The sequence below is a fragment of the Microbacterium sp. NPDC087592 genome, from assembly GCF_044743585.1.
In the GTDB taxonomy this organism is placed as follows: domain Bacteria; phylum Actinomycetota; class Actinomycetes; order Actinomycetales; family Microbacteriaceae; genus Microbacterium.
The window spans coordinates 401209-417700 of sequence record NZ_JBIUWT010000001.1; the positions used below are offsets into that span (position 1 = coordinate 401209).

At 68.1% G+C, this 16492-nt stretch carries 12 protein-coding genes; 2 read left to right on the forward strand and 10 right to left on the reverse strand.

All coding sequences use genetic code 11. From position 1 onward, the window contains the following. Nucleotide 1 precedes the first annotated feature (1 nt). The gene (locus ACIOTO_RS01935; protein WP_215067536.1) at nt 2-925 is read right to left on the reverse strand and encodes a carbohydrate ABC transporter permease; all 924 of its coding nucleotides are present in this window, start codon (nt 923-925) and stop codon (nt 2-4) included. Nucleotides 926-1005: 80 nt separating this feature from the next. Further along, nucleotides 1006-2301, reverse strand: a complete 1296-nt coding sequence (locus tag ACIOTO_RS01940; RefSeq protein ID WP_091034933.1) for a sugar ABC transporter substrate-binding protein — start codon at nt 2299-2301, stop codon at nt 1006-1008. A gap of 229 nt (nt 2302-2530) precedes the next feature. Here ACIOTO_RS01940 and ACIOTO_RS01945 point away from each other — a divergent pair, with 229 nt between their 5' ends. After that, nucleotides 2531-3337, forward strand: coding sequence for a DeoR/GlpR family DNA-binding transcription regulator (locus ACIOTO_RS01945; protein ID WP_215067538.1), 807 nt, complete (start codon nt 2531-2533; stop codon nt 3335-3337). A 133-nt stretch (nt 3338-3470) separates the two neighbouring features. On the opposite strand, the gene ACIOTO_RS01950 is transcribed toward ACIOTO_RS01945, so the two are convergent. The 3 genes from ACIOTO_RS01950 to ACIOTO_RS01960 all read right to left on the reverse strand — a co-directional run bounded on the left by ACIOTO_RS01950 (nt 3471) and on the right by ACIOTO_RS01960 (nt 10263). Further along, on the reverse strand, nt 3471-8093 hold the full coding sequence (locus ACIOTO_RS01950; protein WP_400856180.1) for an ExeM/NucH family extracellular endonuclease: 4623 nt from the start codon (nt 8091-8093) through the stop codon (nt 3471-3473). Nucleotides 8094-8330: 237 nt separating this feature from the next. After that, entirely contained in the window at nt 8331-9089 is a 759-nt protein-coding gene (locus ACIOTO_RS01955; protein WP_400858067.1) for an SURF1 family protein, read from the reverse strand. Nucleotides 9090-9147: 58 nt separating this feature from the next. Next, on the reverse strand, nt 9148-10263 hold the full coding sequence (locus ACIOTO_RS01960) for a GuaB3 family IMP dehydrogenase-related protein (RefSeq protein WP_029262261.1): 1116 nt from the start codon (nt 10261-10263) through the stop codon (nt 9148-9150). Nucleotides 10264-10465: 202 nt separating this feature from the next. On the opposite strand from ACIOTO_RS01960, the gene ACIOTO_RS01965 reads away from it, so the two are divergent. Next, nucleotides 10466-10855, forward strand: a complete 390-nt coding sequence (locus ACIOTO_RS01965; RefSeq protein ID WP_105711660.1) for a PLD nuclease N-terminal domain-containing protein — start codon at nt 10466-10468, stop codon at nt 10853-10855. A gap of 62 nt (nt 10856-10917) precedes the next feature. On the opposite strand, the gene ACIOTO_RS01970 is transcribed toward ACIOTO_RS01965, so the two are convergent. The 5 genes from ACIOTO_RS01970 to ACIOTO_RS01990 form a co-directional block, all read right to left on the reverse strand. Then, on the reverse strand, nt 10918-13377 hold the full coding sequence (locus tag ACIOTO_RS01970; RefSeq protein ID WP_400856182.1) for a LuxR C-terminal-related transcriptional regulator: 2460 nt from the start codon (nt 13375-13377) through the stop codon (nt 10918-10920). 57 nt (nt 13378-13434) lie between these two features. After that, nucleotides 13435-15123: an ABC-F family ATP-binding cassette domain-containing protein gene (locus ACIOTO_RS01975; protein ID WP_400856183.1), complete on the reverse strand. Its 1689-nt coding sequence runs from the start codon at nt 15121-15123 to the stop codon at nt 13435-13437. A 78-nt stretch (nt 15124-15201) separates the two neighbouring features. Beyond that, on the reverse strand, nt 15202-15753 hold the full coding sequence (locus ACIOTO_RS01980) for an OsmC family protein (protein WP_400856184.1): 552 nt from the start codon (nt 15751-15753) through the stop codon (nt 15202-15204). A gap of 102 nt (nt 15754-15855) precedes the next feature. Then, entirely contained in the window at nt 15856-16221 is a 366-nt protein-coding gene (locus tag ACIOTO_RS01985) for a type II toxin-antitoxin system VapC family toxin (RefSeq protein ID WP_400856185.1), read from the reverse strand. Further along, nucleotides 16218-16466: an AbrB/MazE/SpoVT family DNA-binding domain-containing protein gene (locus ACIOTO_RS01990; protein WP_400856186.1), complete on the reverse strand. Its 249-nt coding sequence runs from the start codon at nt 16464-16466 to the stop codon at nt 16218-16220. The genes ACIOTO_RS01985 and ACIOTO_RS01990 overlap by 4 nt, the downstream gene beginning before the upstream one ends. Nucleotides 16467-16492 lie beyond the last annotated feature (26 nt).

A 16492-nucleotide genomic window follows, 5' to 3' on the forward strand; every position in this document is an offset into this window, starting at 1 on the left:
GTCAGTCCCTCGCTTTCTGATGACGGACGTAGAACACGGCGAGCACCATCGACATCAGCAGCACGAGCACGGCAGAGGTCGACGCGAGCGAGAAGTCGTATTTGGCGAAAGCGAGCTTGTAGGTGAAGGTGCTGAGCACCTCGGTGACGTCGATCGGGCCGCCACCGGTGGTCATCCAGATGAGGGCGAACTGCTGCGAGGTCCAGATCAGGTCGAGCAGCACGAGGCTCACGATGATCGGGCGCAGCTGCGGGATCGTCACGTTCCAGAAGCGCTGCGTGGCGCTCGCACCGTCGACGGTGGCCGCCTCGTGGAGTTCGGCGGGAACGCCCTGGAGCCCGGCGAGCAGGCTCACCATGAAGAAGGGATACCCCGCCCAGATGTTGATGAAGATGATCGTGCCCAGAGCGAGCTGGGGCGAGGCCAACCACTCGATGTCGGTGTTGAGCAGGAAGTTGACCACGCCGTTCGGGGCGAGCAGCATGCGCCAGAGGACCGCGATGACCGCGACCGTGAACAGCCACGGCAGCACGTAGAGGGCCCGGAAGAGCGACCGCGAGAACCGTCCGAGGAGCGGGCTGTTCAGCATCATCGCGAAGGCGAGGCCGAGCACGAGGTGGGCGGCGACACTCGTCACCGTGAAGAGGATGGTGTTGCCCGTCGCCTTCCAGAAGCGCGGGTCGGAGAGGATCTCGACGTAGTTCGCGATGCCGACGAACTCGGGCGACTTGTTCAGGATCACGTTGTCCTGGAACGAATAGCCGATCACCATGACGATCGGCACGATCATCAGCACGAACAGCAGGATGACCGTCGGCGAGAGGAAGGCGTACGACTCGCCGGTCTTGCGCAGCTGCCGTCGGCGCCGCGAGAGTGCGACTCCGGTGACGATCACCTCGGTGTCGTCGGTTGTTCTGAGACTCATGGGAACTCGAGCTCCTTGGTTGGTCGGGTGCCGCATCGCGATCGCGATGCGGCACCCCGTTCAGGCGGGGAGGCGGGAGGTCAGAACTCCGCTTCCCACGAGGCCTGCGCCTTCTTGAGCGCGTCGGGGATCGACTGCTGCCCGTCGAGCGCCGCCTGGAGCTGCTCACCGAACTGGCGCATGAGGTCTTCGGCGACCGGGAGGCCCGTGAACTCGTTCGCCGGGTAGCCGGCCTGGTAGATGTCGAACGCCGTCTTGAAGAGCTCGTCGTCGTTCACGAAGTCCGGGACCGACTTCGAGTTTCCGGGGAAGGCCTTGGCCATCGTGGACAGCTCGGAGTTCGTCTGCTCGCTCATCAGGAACGACACCAGCTTGAACGCCGCTTCCTTGTGCTCGGAGTTCTCGGCGACGCCGATGCCCCAGGAGGCGTAGGGAATGCCGCGTTCGCCGTCGTAGCCGTCCTCGGCGGGGATCGCCGAGATCGAGAACTTCAGATCGGGGTTCGTCTCGCGGATCAGGTTGATGTGCGCGAGCGAGTCGATCATCATGCCGGCGCGGCCGTTGGTGAACTCCTCGACCTTGTCCTGCTCCTTCATGGTGAAGGAGCCCGAGGCGATGACGCCGTCGTCCCACAGCCCGCCGATGTACTCGACTGCGGAGGTCACGTCGTCGTTCGTGAGGTCGGGCTGACCGTCTTTGAGCATCGAGCCCCCGGATGCCCAGACCCACGACATGACGTCGTTCTGCACGCCGTTCGGCGATTCGAGGGACAGCGGGAGCACCCAGCCCGAAACATCGCCGCCGAGCGCCGACACCTTGGCCGCCGCATCCGCGAATTCGGTGCGGGTCTGAGGGGGCGCGCTCACCCCGGCCTGGGAGAGCAGGTCGTCGTTCGTGAACATCGGGTAGACGAAGTTCACGACCGGGATCATGTAGGTGCTGCCGTCGACCTGGATCTGGCTGGCCAGCTCGCTGTCGTCGTAGTCGTACTCCTTCATGAGCGCGCTCAGATCGGCGATGACGCCCTGAGAGGCGAAGTCGTTCACCCACGCGCCGTCGAGTCCGACCACGTCGGGCATGGTGCCGGATGCCGCACCGGCGAAGAGCTGCTCCTTGGTGGACGCGTACGGGCCGCTCACCAGGTCGACGGTGATGTCGGGGTTCGCCTCCTCGAACTCGTCGATGAGTGCGCGGAACTCGCCGTCGGGCAGTTCCGGCTCCCACCACTGCGCGAATTCGATGGTGACCTTCCCGTCACCGCCGCTGTCGCCATCCGAGCCGGGCGTGCAACCCGCCAGGGCCAGAAGGGTAACCGCCGCGGTTCCGGCGCCGACGATCATTCGGGTTCGTCGCTGCCCTCTTCCGACTGTGCTCATCACTTCTCCTCGTTGAGATCGTGCCGCATCACGCGCTTCAATGCTTGTTCATGCGGTTTTGAGCCATGTTATGCCGTCTCATGCCGATTCGTCAAGCGCATTCTTCACACTTTCGGACCCGCACCCCCGGCTTTCTGCGACATAACCGGACGCCCCCGGGTTTCGTCGACATGCCGTTTTCTGCACGAGTATGCCGCGTTGCCTCTGTTCCTGTGCTAGATATGGGTGCATGGATGCTTCAGCGACCGGACAGCGACGCCGTCTCCCCGCCGGACGGAAAGCCGACCTCGCCACCTACGTCGAGCAGACCGGTCAGGTGACCGTGAGCGATCTGGCGGAGCACTTCGCCGTGTCGATCGACACGATCCGCCGAGATCTCGACCAACTCGATCGAGAGGGAGTCCTGATCCGCACGCATGGCGGAGCGGTCAGCGCAGCCAGCGGCCAGCTCAAGGACCGCGCCCTCGACGTGCGCCTGCGCATGCAGACGGAGGAGAAGGAGCGCATCGCGCGCATCGCCGCCGGTCTCGTCGAAGACGGCTCCGTCGTGATGCTCAACGCCGGGACGACGACGCTCGCCGTCGCTCGTGCGCTGCGCAATCATCACGATCTGACGATCGCCACGAACAACCTGCGCATCCCCGGCGAACTGTCACCGTCGGTCTTCCGCGACCTGTACGTCTTCGGCGGGGCGGTGCGGTCGATCACGCAGGCCACGACGGGCCCCGTGACCTTCACAATGACCCCGGGCGGCCCGGAGGTCGACATCCGCTGTGACCTCGCCCTGATCGCTGTGGGTGCGGTCGACGAGGCCGGATACTCGACGTCGAACCTCGGCGACGCCGCCATGATGTCGGAGATGATCCAGCGCGCCGAGCGCACGGCCATCCTCGCGGACTCCACCAAGCTCGGGCGTCGGTTCTTCGCCCAGATCGCGCTGCTCGAGCGCGCGGACTACCTGATCACAGACGCTCCCCCTCCGCCGCGCATCGCCGCTGCCCTCGCGCAGGCCGACGTCCAGGTACTCACGCCGTAGGGCCAGACGCCTGTTCGCGCCCGAGCCGTCACGCTCGCCGAGTCGCGACAGCGACGACGAAGGCCGCCGGGATCGCTCCCGACGGCCTTCGCCTGTGTCATCCGACTAGCGGATCAGAAACACTCTTCCCCGATCAGAACCACCGGGTGAGCAGCTCCCAGAGCCAGTCGAGGATCGCACCGATGATGCCGCCGGCGCGGTTGACGGTGACCGTGGCGGTCGCCGCATCCCCGTCGGCCTGAGACGCCGCCACGGTGTACTTGCCCGACGGCGCGCTCTTCGGAACGGTGACCTGGGTGCTGAACGTACCGTCAGCCCCCACCTGGATCGTGCCGACCTGGACGGGCTTGCCCTTCTTCGGACGCAGCTCGATGTTCACCGTCTCACCGGGCACGTAGCCTTCACCGGTCACCTTGAGGTTCTTGCCCGCCGTCACCTTGGACGACCCGAGGGCGATCGTGCCGGCGAACTCCTCCTCACCGGCGATCGTGAACGGCACCTGCACCGTCGTCCCGGTTCCGGCGACCGCGACAGTGAGCGACTGCTCGCCGAAGACGCCCGAGGGAACAGTGAAGGTGAGGCTGGCGCGCCCACCCTCATCGGTGGTGTCGACGACGGCGGGGTCGACGGCGCCGGTGGCGAGCACCGTGTCGCCCAGCGAGAGCGTCACATCGCCCGGTGCCGGCTCGCCCGCGCTGAAGGCCAGCGAGGAGAGCGACACCGTCACCTGGTCGCCGGCGCTGTAACCGTCGGCATCCGCCGCGCTGACGGCGACACCGACCGCGCGCTGAGCCTGGTCGGGGCTCGCGGTCTTGTTCGCGTCGAACCAGTCGACCATCGACTGCAGGTCGATCTTGCCGGTGTCGCGCTTGCCCGCGCCCTCCTTGAAGGTGAAGAAGTTGTCTCCACCCGCGGCGAGGAACGAGTTGGCGGCGACCGTGTAGTTCGCCGCCGGGTCGACCGGCGTGCCGTTGAGCGTGATCGACGTGATCCGCGAGCCCTGTGCCGCGGTGGGGTCGTAGGTGTAGAGCAGACCCTCCGAGACTCCGAGCTTCAGGAACGGACGCGCCGAACCCGCCGGCTGCCACTGCTCCTCAAGCACGCCCTTCAGCTGCGCACCGGTGAGCGTCAGCGTCACCAGCGTGTTGGCGAACGGCTGTACCGTCGCCGCCTCGCGATAGGTGACGTTGCCTGCGGGATCGTTGGCGTTGGACGAGGCGTAGGTGAGGTTCGCGCGGATGCCTCCCGGGTTCATGAGTGCCAGGTCGGCGCCCGTGGACCACTGCTGCACATCGGCGACGAAGTTGCCGATGGTGGACTCGCCACCGCGGTTCTCCGTCTTGCCGTCGCTCTGGCGTGCGCGGTTGAAGTCGGCCGTGATGTCGCCGACCTTGATCGCGCCCAGCACGTCGGCCTCGGCCTTGGCCTGGTCGACGATCGCCTGCACCTCGGGCACCGCCGGGTACAGCGGCTTGCCCGCAGCGGTGAGGGGCTTGATCTCGTTGGTGATCGAGATCAGATCCTTCGTCTTCGGGTCGACCTTGATGTTCATCAGGCCCAGGTTCTCGCCGTACTGCCCCGCGGAGACGACCGGGCGGCCGTCGATCACGTGGTTGTACGCGAGGTGGGTGTGCGCCGAGACAATCGCGTCCACGTCGTCGTCGACGCCGTAGACGATCTCGCCAAGGGGCGAATCCGGAGTGATGCTCGACAGCTCGACGCTGGAGGCGCCCTCGTGCACGAGCAGGATGACGACATCCGCCTCACCATTGGACTCGTCACCGTCGCGCAGATCGTCGGCCACCGCATTCACGGAGTCGGCGATGCTGCGGACCTCGAGGTCCTTGATGCCCTCGGGCGAGACGAGCGAGTCGAGGTCTTCGGTGACGGCACCGACGAAGCCGACCTTCACGCCGTCGAGCTCCTTCACCCAGGCCGGTGCGAGCGCCGGCTCGCCGGTCTCGGTGACGAACACGTTCGACGAGATGTACTCCCAGTCCGCACGTTCCTGCACGCGATCGCGCAGGTCTTCCCAGCCCTGGTCGAACTCGTGGTTGCCCGCAGCGCTGACATCGAGACCAGCCGCGTTCAGCGCGTCGATCGTCGGGTTGTCATCGTTGATGAACGAGGTGAACGTCGAAGCCCCGATCAGGTCGCCGGCACCGGCGAAGATCGTGTTCGGGTTCTCGTCGCGGAACTGCTTCACGGCTCCCGCGAGGACGGCGGCACCGGCGGCAGCACCGTCGGCCTCGATCCGTCCATGGAAGTCGTTGACCGTGACGACGTCGATGCTCACCGGCGGGATCTCCGAGGAGACGCCGACGATGATCGGGTCATGGTCACTGGACCGGTAGGGCGTGCCCTCGTCGGTGGCGCCGTACGCGTAGCCGCGGTCGCTCCACTCCGGCGAGTTGATGCCCCACACGCCTGCGCCCGTGATCGACGAGGCGAGCGACGGCGACGCGATCACGTGGTCGAGCGAACCGAGTTCACCGTCGAACGTGTACGTGTACTGGCCATCGGTCTTGTCGGCGACGAGGTCGCTCCACCCGTTCGACGTGAACACGTTGATCGGGTCTTCCTTGCCGTAGGCGTTGAAGTCGCCGATCAGCAGCATGTCACTGCTGCCGGTGGTCTCCTCGAGGTCGGCAGTGAAGGCGAGGATCGCATTCGCCTGCTTCACGCGGTCGGCGTTGAAGAAGCCCTGGCCGTCGGCCGGCTCCGCGCCCGCCCCCTCGGGCGGCGACTTCGACTTCAGGTGATTCGCCACCACCGTGACGACGCGACCGTCGATGTCGAACGCCTGCGCGATCGGCTCGCGGGCGTTGCCCCACACGGTCTCGTCGGTGACGGTCGCGCTGTCGCCCACCGTCTCGACGGCGTCCTTCTTGTAGATGATCGCGTTGGTGATGAAGTCGGTCGTCGCCGCATCGTTCAGCGTGGCCGGCGTGGGAACGTAGCCCCACACATCGCTGCCGGCGTCGGCGTTGAGGCCCGCGACCAGGTCTTTGAGGGCCGTGTCGATGGGCTTTCCGAGCTTGACCGAGTTCTCGATCTCCATGAGGGAGACGATCTCGGCGTCGAGTCCGTTGATCGCCGCGACGATCTTGGACTTCTGGATCGCGAACTGCGCCGCGTTCGCAGCCCCGCGGGCGTTCGAGTTCTCGCTCTTGAGCGTCGTGAAGTAGTTGTAGACGTTGAAGGACGCGACCTGGACGTCGCCGCCCACCTCGGGCGCGGATGCGGTGCGCGGGTTCGTCGCCTCGAAGCCGACCTTGAGGTCGGCGGACGAGGAGTCGTCGATCGGCACGACGGGCTGCAGACGCCAGTCGTTGAAGCCCCACTGCAGCACGTAGCCGTTGTCGCCGAAGTCGACCGTGTCGCCGTTGCGGACGACGGCATCCTTCGTGAAGTACGGCTGCTCGCCCGGGTGCCCACTGTTCGACACCTGGATGGACCAGCCGTCGTCGAGCAGGATGCGGTTGGCGCGGTTGGCTGCGGCGATCGCCGCGGCCTCGTCGCCCGGACGCGTGGTCTCGGTGCTCTTCACCGCGAGGTCGGCTCCGGCGTTCAGCCACAGCGAGCCGAAGTTGAACAGCTGGTGGCTGGACGCGAGGCGGTAACTGCCCTCGGGAGCCACGTACATATTCTCGTACTGCTCGCGGTCGGCACCCTGCACCGTGGCGGGCAGGGGCGTGACGGCGGGAACGCCGACACCCGCGGTGAGCACCTCGACGTCGGCGGCCGCAGCGGGGTTGAGCTGCGTCTGGCCGAAGTACTCGCTCACGGAACCGGTGACCGAGACGAGGTCGCCGATCTCGAGGCTCGGAGACAGAGCGTTCAGGAAGACGAACACGCCGTCGGAGGCTCCGGGAGTCGCGTCCGCCGCGCCGCCGGAGCCCTGTGTCTGGATGACGATGCCCTTGTAGCCGCCGGTCCGGTAGTCGGCCGTGACGACACCTTCGACCTGCACGGTCTTGCCGCTCAGCGGAGAGACGTCGGTCGTGCCCTGCACCTCGGCGATCGTCGCCTTCGTCGGCTCGCCGCCCGGGTCGGTGCCCGGGTCGGTGTCGCCGGAGTTCTGCGGGGTGATCGTGGCCGAGAGTGTGAAGTCGGCGCTGTTGTCGTCGGTGTCGACGCCGTCGGTGCGGTTCAGCGACTTCACGTCGGTGTTGCCGGCGGGCGGGGTAGCAGCCTTCGTCTCGAACGTGTTCGACGTGCCGTAGCCGAGCAGGTCGACCACTCCGTCGACGCCCACGACCGAACCGGGAGTGAGGGTCACCGCCGCCGTGCCCTCGACGAGCGCCAGCGTTCCTGTGGTGCCGCTCGGGGTCAGTGTGCTCGTGGCGTCCGGAGCGGGCAGTTCGGCGCCGTTCGCGCCGTTGCTGTTGCCCTGCACGAGGTAGTGGCCGCCGGCCGGGATCACGCCGGAGAGCGTGGCGACACCGTTGGCGGCGCCGGTCCCGGTGCCGGAGCGGTACTGCAGCGACATGCCGTCGAGCGTGATCGGCGCCGAGGTCGGGTTGTAGAGCTCGACGAACTTGTTCTTGAACGCCGCTCCCGCGCTGCCGCCGGAGAGATACGCCTCGTTGATCACCACCCCCGTACCGGTGGTATCGGCGGTGGCGGGCACAGCGGCCAGCGAGCCGAGGCTCAACGCGGCGACGCAGGTCACGGCGAGAGCGCCGATGCGCCCCCGACTTCTACGGTGCGAGACGGAACCCATGCGGTTCTCGTCGTCTGGAGCGGACATCATCGGTGCTGTCTCCTCGGTCGGGTTCGACACTTCTCAGGACTGACGCTGCACACAGGGGAAACTCCCAGCATGCTCACATGGTGCGAGCATACGTAGCGGTCCGGACATCCTCAACGGAGTTTTCCGATTCGTCATCGAGCGCTCACCGGATGGCCTCGACGACCCCTGACGAAGGTCGCTATCGCGAGGCTGCAGCACGCAACTGCGCAGCGTGACGCGCGCGGATGCGCGGATCGATCACACGGTTTCCGCCGCGGCCGCGTCTTCGAACTCTTCGACCTCGCGCTCCCAGGCATCCTTCGCGAGGCGATACCAGAGGTAGAACGCGAACCCCGCGAAGATCGCCCACTCCACCGCGTAGAAGACGTTGAGCCAGTTCACCGGCGACATCTCCTCGGGGGCCGGCGACGAGATGTCGACCAGACCGGCCGACGCGGTGGTCGAAGCCAGGTAGGGGCGGTAGACGTCGAGCTGCTCGATGTCGTGCCAGCGGCTGAGAAGCGCGGCGGGCGACATCCTGTCCAGCTGTGCGGGATCGGAATGCGGCGGGACCTGGGGGCCCTCGTCCGAGATGATGCGCCCGGTGATATCGATAGGAGAGCCGTCGGCACCCGCCTCGAGCGCCTTCACCGCCGCGTCCGCGGTGGCCCGGTCCGGCGCCCAACCGATCGCGACCGCGATGGAGGTGCGCTCGTCGACGCGCAGCTGCCCGGTGACCCAGTAGCCCTGGACGTCGTCGTTGAACCGGCTCGACACGACGATGAAGTCCTCGGGAACCCAGGCACCGGAGGTCTCCACCCGCTGCCCCACGAGCGGCTCGGGAAGATACTGGCCCGGTTCGAGGACCTCGGTGAGCTGCTGCACCTGCTCGGTGGCGCCGGGGTCGGGCGGATCCGTCTCGATCGCACGCTCGAGCTGCCACTGCCCGAGCCAGGCGAACACGCCGGCGACGAGGAGGCAGAGCAGCAGCATGCCGATCCAGCGTCCCCGGAGCATGACCTCACGCAGGGTCGGGGGGAACAGAGCAGGAGTCGTCACGGTGGTGCGCTGAACCTCAGGCCTCGTACGGTGCGAGCACGACCTCGACCCGCTGGAACTCCTTGAGGTCGGAGTATCCGGTGGTCGCCATCGACTTGCGCAGCGCCCCGATCAGGTTCGCGGTGCCGTCGGCGACCGGCGCAGGACCGTAGAGGATCTCCTCGAGCGTGCCGATGCCGCCGACCTCGACCCGACGACCGCGCGGGAGCTTCGGGTGGTGGGCTTCGGGACCCCAGTGGAATCCGCGGCCGGGCGCGTCGGTGGCGCGGGCCAGCGCGACGCCGAGCATGACGGCGTCCGCCCCCATGGCGAGCGCCTTGACGATGTCGCCCGAGGTGCCGACGCCGCCGTCGGCGATCACGTGCACGTAGCGGCCACCGGATTCGTCGAGGTAGTCACGGCGCGCGGCGGCGACGTCGGAGACCGCGGTCGCCATCGGCGCGTGGATGCCGAGGGTCGCGCGGGTCGTGGACGCCGCTCCCCCGCCGAAGCCGACGAGCACGCCGGCTGCTCCGGTGCGCATGAGATGCAGTGCCGCGGTGTAGGTCGCTGCTCCGCCGACGATGACGGGGACGTCGAGGTCGTAGATGAACTTCTTGAGGTTCAGGGGCTCGGCGACGCTGGACACGTGCTCGGCGGAGACCGTGGTGCCGCGGATGACGAACAGGTCGACGCCGGCGCGGGCGACGGTGTCGTAGAACTCCTGCGTGCGCTGCGGCGTGAGCGAGCCCGCCACCGTGACGCCGGCCTCGCGGATCTCTGCGAGGCGACGGGTGATGAGCTCGGGCTTGATCGGCTCGGCGTACAGCTCCTGCATGCGGACCGTGGCCGTGCCCTCGTCGAGACCGGCGATCTCGGCGAGCAGCGGCTCCGGGTTCTCGTACCGGGTCCACAGACCCTCGAGGTCGAGCACACCCAGTCCGCCCAGCTGACCCAGCATGATCGCGGTCTGCGGGCTGACGACGGAGTCCATGGGGGCTCCGAGCACCGGGATGCCGAAGCCGAAGGCGTCGATCGTCCAGGCGGTCGACACGTCCTCCGGGTTGCGCGTGCGCCGAGACGGCACCACCGCGATGTCATCGAACGTGTACGCGCGACGTGCGCGCTTTCCTCGGCCGAGCTCGATCTCCATGGTCACCCCTCCAGCCTACCCGGGCGCGGCGGTCGACTCGGGCAGAGCTCGAAGCGTCGCGGAACGGCGACGGCGCTCGAAGACATCGAGCACCGGGTGCGCCGCCTTTCACCCGGATGGGGGGATGACCGACCTTCCCATCGCCAGCGATCGTTGGCCTGCGGGATCCGAGCGGGTCCCGTTCTCTATGAGAGGTGACTTCATGACCCTGTGGGCCAGTTTCTGGGACATCGTCTGGTGGTTCCTGGCGGTGTTCGTCCTGTTCGCGTACCTGTTCGCGCTGTTCGCGATCATCACGGACCTGTTCCGCGATCACAAGCTGAACGGGTGGGCGAAGGCAGCCTGGCTGCTCTTCCTGGTCTTCGTCCCGTTCCTCACCGCGCTGATCTACCTGATCGCCCGCGGTGGAGGGATGGCGGAGCGCGGCGTCCGCGAAACGCAGGCCGCGCAATCCGCCGCCGCCGACTACATCAAGTCCGTGGCCGGCAGCAGCCCGAGCGACGAGATCGCGAAGGCGAAGGCCCTCCTCGACGGCGGCACCATCACCGCTGCGGAGTACGAGCAGATCAAGACGCGCGTGCTCGCGGGCTGATCCGAGGCGAAGCAGGGGCTCGTGGTCTCACGCGACGGCGAGCCCCTCCCCGGTCGATCCGGTCAGAGCAGACCGACACGGCGAGCAGCCTCGACCGCCTCGGCACGTCCGTTGACCTGCAGCTTGCTGTAGATGCTTCGCAGCTGCGACTTGACGGTGTTGGCGCTGACGTACCGACGCCCTGCGATCTCGGCGATGCTCTGGTGGGCGGGAAGCTCCCGCAGCAACTCCTGTTCCCGCGCCGTGAGCTTCGCGATCGTGACGGTCGCGGCCTTCTCCGACATCGCCATGTCCGGATGCGCGAGGATCTCCTCTGCCACAGGCCGCCACGCCCCCAACCGTTCGATGCGTGCACGCAGCACGACCGACGGCTCGTTCCCCTCCTGGAGGAACGGCCGCACGGCCCCCAGCGGCGCCGCGCACATCAGCGCGTTCAGGATCGCCGCGGTCGCCGACGCGTCGCGTCTGTGGCGGTGCGCGTGAACGGCAAGAGCCACCCAGGCAGAGGCCAGAGCCAGCGGGGTGAATCGTGGAGCACCGCCCGCCAAGGCCTCACGGAGGACGTGATCGCCCTCACGGTTCGGATGCCGGAGGAAAGCCGCTGTCGCCGATTCGACGCTGTATTCGCCGAGAACACGACGACAGCGCGCCAGGAGCCGGTCTGCCAGCGGCAGGTCACCCTGGCGGATGGCGGACCCGATCGCAGGAACCACGGCATAGGCGAGGCTGGAGACCGTGTCGGAGAGGTCGTTCTCGATCAGAGCCACCACCCGCGCGAGCGCGGCGCCGCCCCCACGGCGGGTGAGCTCGTCGAGCGCGAGGAGCATCTGCGTCAAGTGGTCGAGGCGTGCGCCGGCACGAGGACTCCAGTGCTCCAGCACGCTCGTCGAGAGAGGGTCGGCCCGGTGATAGGCACGCGTCGCCTGGAGGCAGACGGCGCGCGCAGCCACGGTATCCCGCTCATCGGCGCCACTGAGCCGGTCACGTTCGATCTGGAGGAGGACAGGCTCCATGTCGACCCGACTCGGCGCCCGGGAGACGATCGACAGCGCACTCTCCAGGATGAGCGTCCGCAACCATCGCAGTTCCGAGGTGTCGGCGGTCGGCGAGCCGAGGTGCACGAGCGCCGCGCTCATGTTGTCGTTCATCTCGCCATCCACCCCTCCCGTGGTCCACACCTGCACATACTCGAGAAGGAGTGCGGTTCCGCGGGAGCAGGACGCGTCGACGGCTAGTGGCGGCCGGTCCCGCATGTCGCCCCGCCGCCGATTCGCGTGCGCCCACAGCGCGTCCACGATCTCGTCCACGGCGGTCCGCTCAGCCCTCCGCTGGGCGTGGGTGCGGACACGGAGGAGCTGCGCTGCCCCTGGGCGATCGGGGAAGTGCGGAATCGCGAGAAGCAGCCCCATATCCGCCTCCAGCCTCTCGCGGTCCCGGGGCGCGACCGCGCGGACGGCACGCATCACCGGGCCGGATTCGCCTTGGAAGATCAACTCGTAGCCGTGCTGATCGAGGAAGGCGGCGAGCGCGGCCGCGTCTGCGGCCCGGACTGTCTGAGCGAGGGCGCTGCGCAGATCGCCCCTCGCCGAGAACCACCGCGCCGCTGCTGCGTGGGCGCTGTTCGCCCGTGGGAGATCGCGTCGTCGCTGCTCTGCGGCGAGAAACGCCCAGAGGATGGGATGGAACCGATAGGAATCCGCGTCCTGTCGCATCACGAGCGAGTTGGCACAGGCGAGCTGCTCGAGAACACGACCGGCGTCGGGACTCCCCGTCACCGTGACGGCGAGTGCTGCCGATACCGTCGGCGCGACAGCCGACCAGACGAGCACTTCTTCCTGCTCCGGATCGAGAGCGGACAGCACCTCGGTGACGAGATAGTCGGCGACAGGGCGACTGTCGCCGTCGAACCGATCCACCACCGAGCCGTCGCCCGTCTCCCGCAGACGGCGCACGAGCACGAGTGCGGTCGCCCACCCACCGGTGCGGGCGAGGAGACCGCGGAGCTGCTTCCCGGTGGGGGCTGTCACATCCGCGAGAAGGCTGGTCGCCTCGTCGGCGGTGAAGGCGAGATCGGCACCGGAGATCTCGCTGGTTCGCACCCACCTGGCGGGCGACACCGGAAGTGCATCGAATCTGCCGGCGAGAACCACCCGAAGGCGGCCATCGCCGCTGTCGACCGCCGCCGCGATGGCCTCCCGCGCTTGCGCCGACGACCGATCCAGCTGGTCGATCACGAGATACACCCGGGAGGCACCTGCCGCCCTGCTCCGCTGGATCGCGTCGAACACCTGCGCCTCATCGGCGGCATCTGCGAAACACACCAGGCCGTCGACGGTGGCCATCCACTGCCGGAGTAGCACGGACTTGCCCGAGCCGGCGGGAGCCCAGATACCCACGACCCTGATCTCACGCTCGAAGGCGTCGAAGATCCGCCGCAACCGAGGTCGGTCGACCAGGCCGCTCCGTTGCAGGAGCGCAACCACTGATCCGCGTGCGTGAGTGATGTCCCCGAGATCTATCATCTCGGTATTATTTCACCCTTTACCCGCGGACTCGCGTCGGTCGTGGTTCTGCTCTCGTCAGCGCGTCCGAGCGACCCGCTTCTCGTCCCACACGGGCTCGTCCGATTCGTAGACGTCGCCGTCCGACCCGAAGACCAGGAAACGGTCGAACGACCGGGCGAACCAGCGGTCGTGCGTCACCGCCAGCACGGTCCCCTCGAATCGCGCCAGGGCCTGCTCCAGCGCCTCGGCCGATTCCAGATCGAGGTTGTCGGTGGGTTCGTCCAGCAGCAGCAGCGTCGCCCCGGACAGCTCGAGCAGCAGCACCTGGAACCGCGCCTGCTGCCCGCCCGACAGCGAGTCGAACGTCTGCTGCGCCTGCCGCACGAGCCCGTACCGGTCGAGCGCCGAACTCGCGGCATCCCGAGGCATCCCCGCACGACGATCGTCGCCGCGGTGCAGGATCTCCAGCAGCGTGCGCCCGACGAACTCCGGGTGCGCATGGGTCTGCGCGAACAGCCCCGGCACGACGCGTGCACCGAGAGTCGCCGTGCCGGTGTGCGCGACCGCGCTGACCTGCTCTCCGGTCGTCGTGACATGGCCGAGGGTGGCATCAGGGTCGCTGCCGCCGCGCGCGAGCAGTCGCAGGAAGTGCGACTTGCCCGATCCGTTCGAACCGAGCACTGCGACCCGGTCGCCGTACCAGACCTCCGCATCGAAGGCACGCATGAGCCCGGTCAACTCGAGACGCTGTGCGACCACGGCCCGCTTGCCGGTGCGGGAGCCGCGCAGACGCATGTCGAAGTCCTGCGCGGGCGGCCGCTCCTCGGGCGGCCCCGCCTCCTCGAACTTGCGCAGGCGGGTCTGCGCCGCCTGATAGCGCGAGGCGAAGCCGTCGTTCGCCGACGCCTTCACCTTGAGGTTCGCGACCAGCGTGCGCAGCTTCTCGTGCTGCTCGTCCCAGCGCCGACGCAGCTCGTCGAGGCGGTCCATCCGGTCGGTCCGCGCTTGCTGGTAGGTGGCGAACCCTCCACCGTGCACCCACGCCGTGGCACCGGCGCCGCCCGGCTCGAGCGTGATCAGCCGGTCGACGGCACGGGCGAGCAACTCCCGGTCGTGCGATACGAGCAGCACGGTCTTGGGCGTCTGACGAAGCTGCTCCTCCAACCACCGCTTGGTCGGGACATCGAGGTAGTTGTCGGGCTCGTCGAGCAGCAGCACCTCGTCGGGTCCGCGCAGCAGGGCTTCGAGCGCGAGCCGCTTCTGCTCGCCGCCGGAGAGCGTCGTGAGCTCGCGATATCGCGCCCGCTCGAACGGCACGCCGAGCGCTGCGACCGTGCACTGATCCCAGACGGTCTCGTGCTCGTAGCCGCCGGCGTCCGCGTACTCGGAGATCGCCGACGCGTACGCCATCTGCGTGTCGTGCTCGTCGCGCTCGATCAGTGCGTTCTCGGCGGCCTCGAGAGCTTCGGCCGCCGCGCGAATACGGGCCGGGGCGACGCGCGTCAGCAGCTGGTGCACCGTCTCGCCCGCCTCGCCGTGACCGACGAACTGATCCATGACGCCGAGTCCGCCGTCGATGGTCACGACCCCGTCATCGGCCGCCTGATCGCCGCGGATGATCCGCAGCAGGGTGGTCTTGCCCGCCCCGTTCGGGCCGATCAGGGCGCTGGTGGAGCCGGCGCCGACCCGAAAAGTCGCCTCGTCGAGAAGCGGTCTGCCGTCGGGGAGCGTCAGTGAGACGCTGGAGACATCGATGTAGCCCACGGTGCGTGGCCGTCCTTCCGCCCGCGCATGCCGAGCCGACCAGGCTATCAGGCGTGGACGCCACGCACCGAACCGCGCTCAGGCGAGAGCGCTCGATATCGGCACGGGCGCCGCGAAGAGATCGAACACGGGGCAGTGCGCATCGACGACGGCGCGCAGGTTCTCGTACTGCTCGGCGCCGTCCGGGCCCGTGATGTCGACCGAGACCCGGACATCGTGGAAGCCCGCCCTCCCCGACTCGTCGATGCCGAAGAGCTTGCGCACATCGAGGTCGCCCTCCGCCGTGATCTCGATCTGGTCGATAGTGAGACCGAGCGCCTGCGCGTAGAGCCGGTACACGACCACCTGACACGAGATGAGCGCACCCAGCGCGTACTCGACGGGGCTCGCGGCCACGTCGTCCCCGGCCAGCGCGCCGGGCTCGTCGACGAGGAACCGGTGCTTCCCTGCGCGGATCTCGGTGGCGACGGAGCCGATGCCCCGCCCGCTCACGCGGTAGGTGAGCTGTGCGTTCGCGGCATCCGCGGCGATCCGCTCGTTCCACGCGGTTCCCGCGTCGGTGAGTCGCTGCGAGCGCTCGGCGGGAGTGACATCGGCAATGCCGGCGAGCTGGTCCTGGAGAAGAGTCATGGCCCGACGGTAACGATCCCTGCGCTCAGGCGGCATGAGGACCGTCATCCGGCTTCACACCCGGAAACGGAGCGTCACGGATGCGACGCTCCGCGGTTCAGATCACCGCCGAAGCTGCTCGACGCGTTTGGATTCGCCCCAGGCGCGATCCGCCGTGAGCGCGACCGCATCGAGACGCGCCGCTACCGCGAGGCACAGCCGATCGCCGAGCGAAAGGCCGCTCCCGCGCTTCCACAGCCGGGCTGCCTCCTCGGCGTCACGGTGCGACACCGGCTCGACGCGCAATCGATAGCTGAGCAGCAGTCCGGACGCCACGCCCCAGTCGGCACCGGATGCGCGCACCTTCTGCGCGACCTCGGACCAGTTCGCCGCTCCGACCACCGCATCGTCGAGAACCTCCTCCACGCGATCGGCTCCGGGTTCGCCCTGCAGGAATGCGAGGAGTGCGGACGCATCCAGGACGATCACGCAGCGGCGTCCTCGGAGCTCGCGGCCGCCCGACGTTCGGCGAGGAGCGATTTCAGAACGTCTTTGCCTTCGAGCTGAGACCTGACGAGGGCCTTGGCCTGCTCGCGGGTGACCAGGATGACCCCACCCGCAGTCTCGATCATCAGCAGCGGCACGCCCTGCTCCCAATGCTGGCGGCTGCGGAGCTCAGCGGGGATGACCAGCCGACCGCGATCACCCATCGGCGCGACGAAGGTGGTATCCATGGATCCACGGTACCACTCATGCGCAC